We start from the raw sequence: 2,737 nt of genomic DNA on the forward strand, positions 1-2,737 counted from the left end.
CCGGAGCCCTGGAACGCCGAACCGAAGCCCGGCCCAGCCGAGTGGTGGCTGCCACCACTCGGCTGGGCCGGGCTTCGGTTCGGCGTTCCAGGGCTCCGGAGAGCAGGGCGAGCAGCAGGGCGGAGGCCGCCAGGGCCGCGCCGACCCAGTTGGGGGCGGTCCAGCCCAGGCCGGCGGCGATGACGAGGCCGCCGAGCCAGGCCGCGAGGGCGTTGCCGAGGTTGAAGGCGCCGATGTTGACGGCCGAGGCCAGGGTGGGGGCGCCCGAGGCCTGGTCTAGGACGCGCTTCTGGAGCGGGGGCACGGTGGCGAAGCCCAGGGCTCCGATCAGCAGCAGGGTCAGCGCGGCGGCGATCCGGTGGTGGGCCGTCAGCGTGAACAGGGCGAGGACCACGGCCAGCGCGCCCAGGGACACGTACAGCATGGGCATCAGCGCGCGGTCGGCGAAGCGGCCGCCGACCAGGTTCCCCGCGACCATGCCGAGGCCGAGCAGGACCAGCAGCCAGGTCACGGAGGAGCCGGCGAAGCCGGCGACCTCGGTCATCATCGGCGTGATGTACGTGATGGCGGCGAAGACCCCGCCGAAGCCGAGCACCGTCATGCCCATGGCCAGCAGCACCTGGACGTTCTTGAACGCGGCCAGCTCGTGCCGTACCCGTACGCCCTCCTGCCGCGGCAGCTCCGGCACCAGGCGGGCTATGCCCAGCAGGCCCAGGACGCCGAGGCCGGCGACGACCAGGAACGTGATGCGCCAGCCGAGGCTCTGGCCCACGAAGGTGCCCAGCGGGACGCCGACCACGTTGGCGACGGTCAGGCCCGTGAACATGGTGGCGATGGCGCCGGCCCGCTTCTCGGGTGCCACGAGCTCCGCGGCGACCACCGCGCCGATCCCGAAGAACGCGCCGTGGGCGAGCGAGGCGACCACCCGGCCGGCCAGCATCATGCCGAAGGCGGGGGCGAGGGCCGAGAGCAGGTTCCCGGCGATGAACAGCCCCATCAGCAGCATCAGCATCCGCTTGCGCGAGATGCGCGTGCCGAGGACGGTCATGACCGGCGCGCCGAGGACGACGCCCAGGGCGTAGCCCGTGACCAGGTAGCCGGCCGTGGGGATGGAGACGCCGTAGTCGGCGGCGACCTCGGGCAGCAGGCCCATGATCACGAATTCGGTGGTGCCGATGCCGAAGGCACCGATGGCGAGGGCGAGGAGTGCGAGTGGCATGGGGGGAATGCCCTTCGAGGGACGATTGCTGGAGCAGCTTACAAGCGTCCACAATAATTGCAGACGCGCATTAATTGCAAGCGCCGACTATTGCGGATGTGACGTATCCTGGGAGTGACGCAGAGGTCACGAGGAGAAGGAGGAGAGCCGATGACGGCCACCGACAGCGCGCTCACGGGCCTGGCCCAGGGCTGGTGCGCCCTCTCGCTCCTGCACAGCCGGATCGAGGCCCACATCGAACGGGCGCTGCAGTCGGCGCACGACCTGAGCGTGCGCGAGTACTCCCTGTTGGACGTCCTCAGCCGCCAGCACGAGGGGCCCGGCGGGCACCTGCAGATGAAGCAGGTGGCCGACGCGGTGGTACTCAGCCAGAGCGCGACGACCCGGTTGGTCACGCGCCTGGAGGACCGCGGGCTGCTCAGCCGCTACATCTGCGACACGGACCGGCGCGGCATCTACACGAACGTCAGCGAGGCCGGGCTGGACCTCCTCGCGGCCGCCCGCCCCACGAACGACCACGCCCTGCGCGAGGCCCTGAGCGCCGCGGCCACCGACCCGGAGCTCGAACCGCTGGTCCAGGCCCTGGAGAACGCCCACCGGCCGGCAGCGGCCCAGGGGTGATCCCCGGCCCGGGGGTGAACCACGGCCCGGGGGTGAACCACGGCCCGGGGGTGAACCACGGCCGGGGGTGATCCCAGCCCACGGGGGGATCCCGGCCCGGCGGGCTGTCGGCCGTACGGACCCTTACTGCTGCTCGGGGCCCCGACCCCCGTCCTCGCGAACGGTCAGGTTCCCGCCGGCCTGATAGACACGGGCGTTGCCCCGGGCCCTGGCCGTCTGGGTGAGCGTGGTCGTGACCGGTGCGGCGGCGCCCGGCTCGGGGAGGGAGAGCAGGGCGCGCAGCTCGGCAGCAAGGTCGGGACGGGCCACGAGGAGGCGGCGGAAGCGGCCCTGCCAGTCGGCGGTCAGTTCGGCCACGGTCTCCTCGTCGCCGGTCCCCCGGGCGGCGACGAGGTCCTCCTGGGCGGCCTCCAGGGAACTGTCGACGCCGTCGGCCCGCTCGGGAACGGCGCGGCGCCAGAGCGCCACGACGCCCTGGCGGGCGCTCTGCCAGGCTTCGGTGGTCATCAGGCCGACCAGGGTGCTCCCCGCCGTGGTAGCCAGTGCCGCGATCTCCGGATCCATCGAACCCCCCATGTCTGCAGGACCGTTGGCGCCTCGGCGCCCCCTCACGGTAGACCAGGCGGCCGATTCATCGGGAGGGCGCGGCGCTGGAGGACGGACCGCCCGTCGCCGGCGGGTTCGTGCCCGCGGCGGACGGGGGCGCGGAGTGCTGCGCTACTGGGCGGACCTCAGCGAGGCGGAGATCGCCACCACCCTCGGCATCAGCCGCGGCGCGGGGTGAGCCGGCCGAGCGCGGCCAGCACCTCGCGGTGGGCCTCGTCCAGGACCACGGAGTCCTCGGCGGACGGGACCTCGCCGGCGGGCGGCGGGGTCCAGCCGCGGACGGTCCGGCGG

3 protein-coding genes are annotated in these 2,737 nt (G+C 73.3%); 1 reads left to right on the forward strand and 2 read right to left on the reverse strand.

The annotated features are described in order from the left end of the window. A partial coding sequence (locus EF918_RS34390; protein WP_260610963.1) for an MFS transporter occupies positions 1 to 1,219 on the reverse strand: 1,219 nt, incomplete at its 3' end. Between the two features lie 150 nt (positions 1,220 to 1,369). On the opposite strand from EF918_RS34390, the gene EF918_RS34395 reads away from it, so the two are divergent. Continuing rightward, positions 1,370 to 1,840: a MarR family winged helix-turn-helix transcriptional regulator gene (locus EF918_RS34395; RefSeq protein ID WP_125652795.1), complete on the forward strand. Its 471-nt coding sequence runs from the start codon at positions 1,370 to 1,372 to the stop codon at positions 1,838 to 1,840. A 123-nt stretch (positions 1,841 to 1,963) separates the two neighbouring features. On the opposite strand, the gene EF918_RS34400 is transcribed toward EF918_RS34395, so the two are convergent. Then, a complete protein-coding gene (locus EF918_RS34400; protein ID WP_125652796.1) occupies positions 1,964 to 2,404 on the reverse strand; it encodes a hypothetical protein in 441 nt (146 codons plus the stop codon). Positions 2,405 to 2,737: the final 333 nt, after the last annotated feature.

Source organism: Streptomyces sp. WAC06614, assembly GCF_003949795.1.
Taxonomy (GTDB): domain Bacteria; phylum Actinomycetota; class Actinomycetes; order Streptomycetales; family Streptomycetaceae; genus Streptomyces.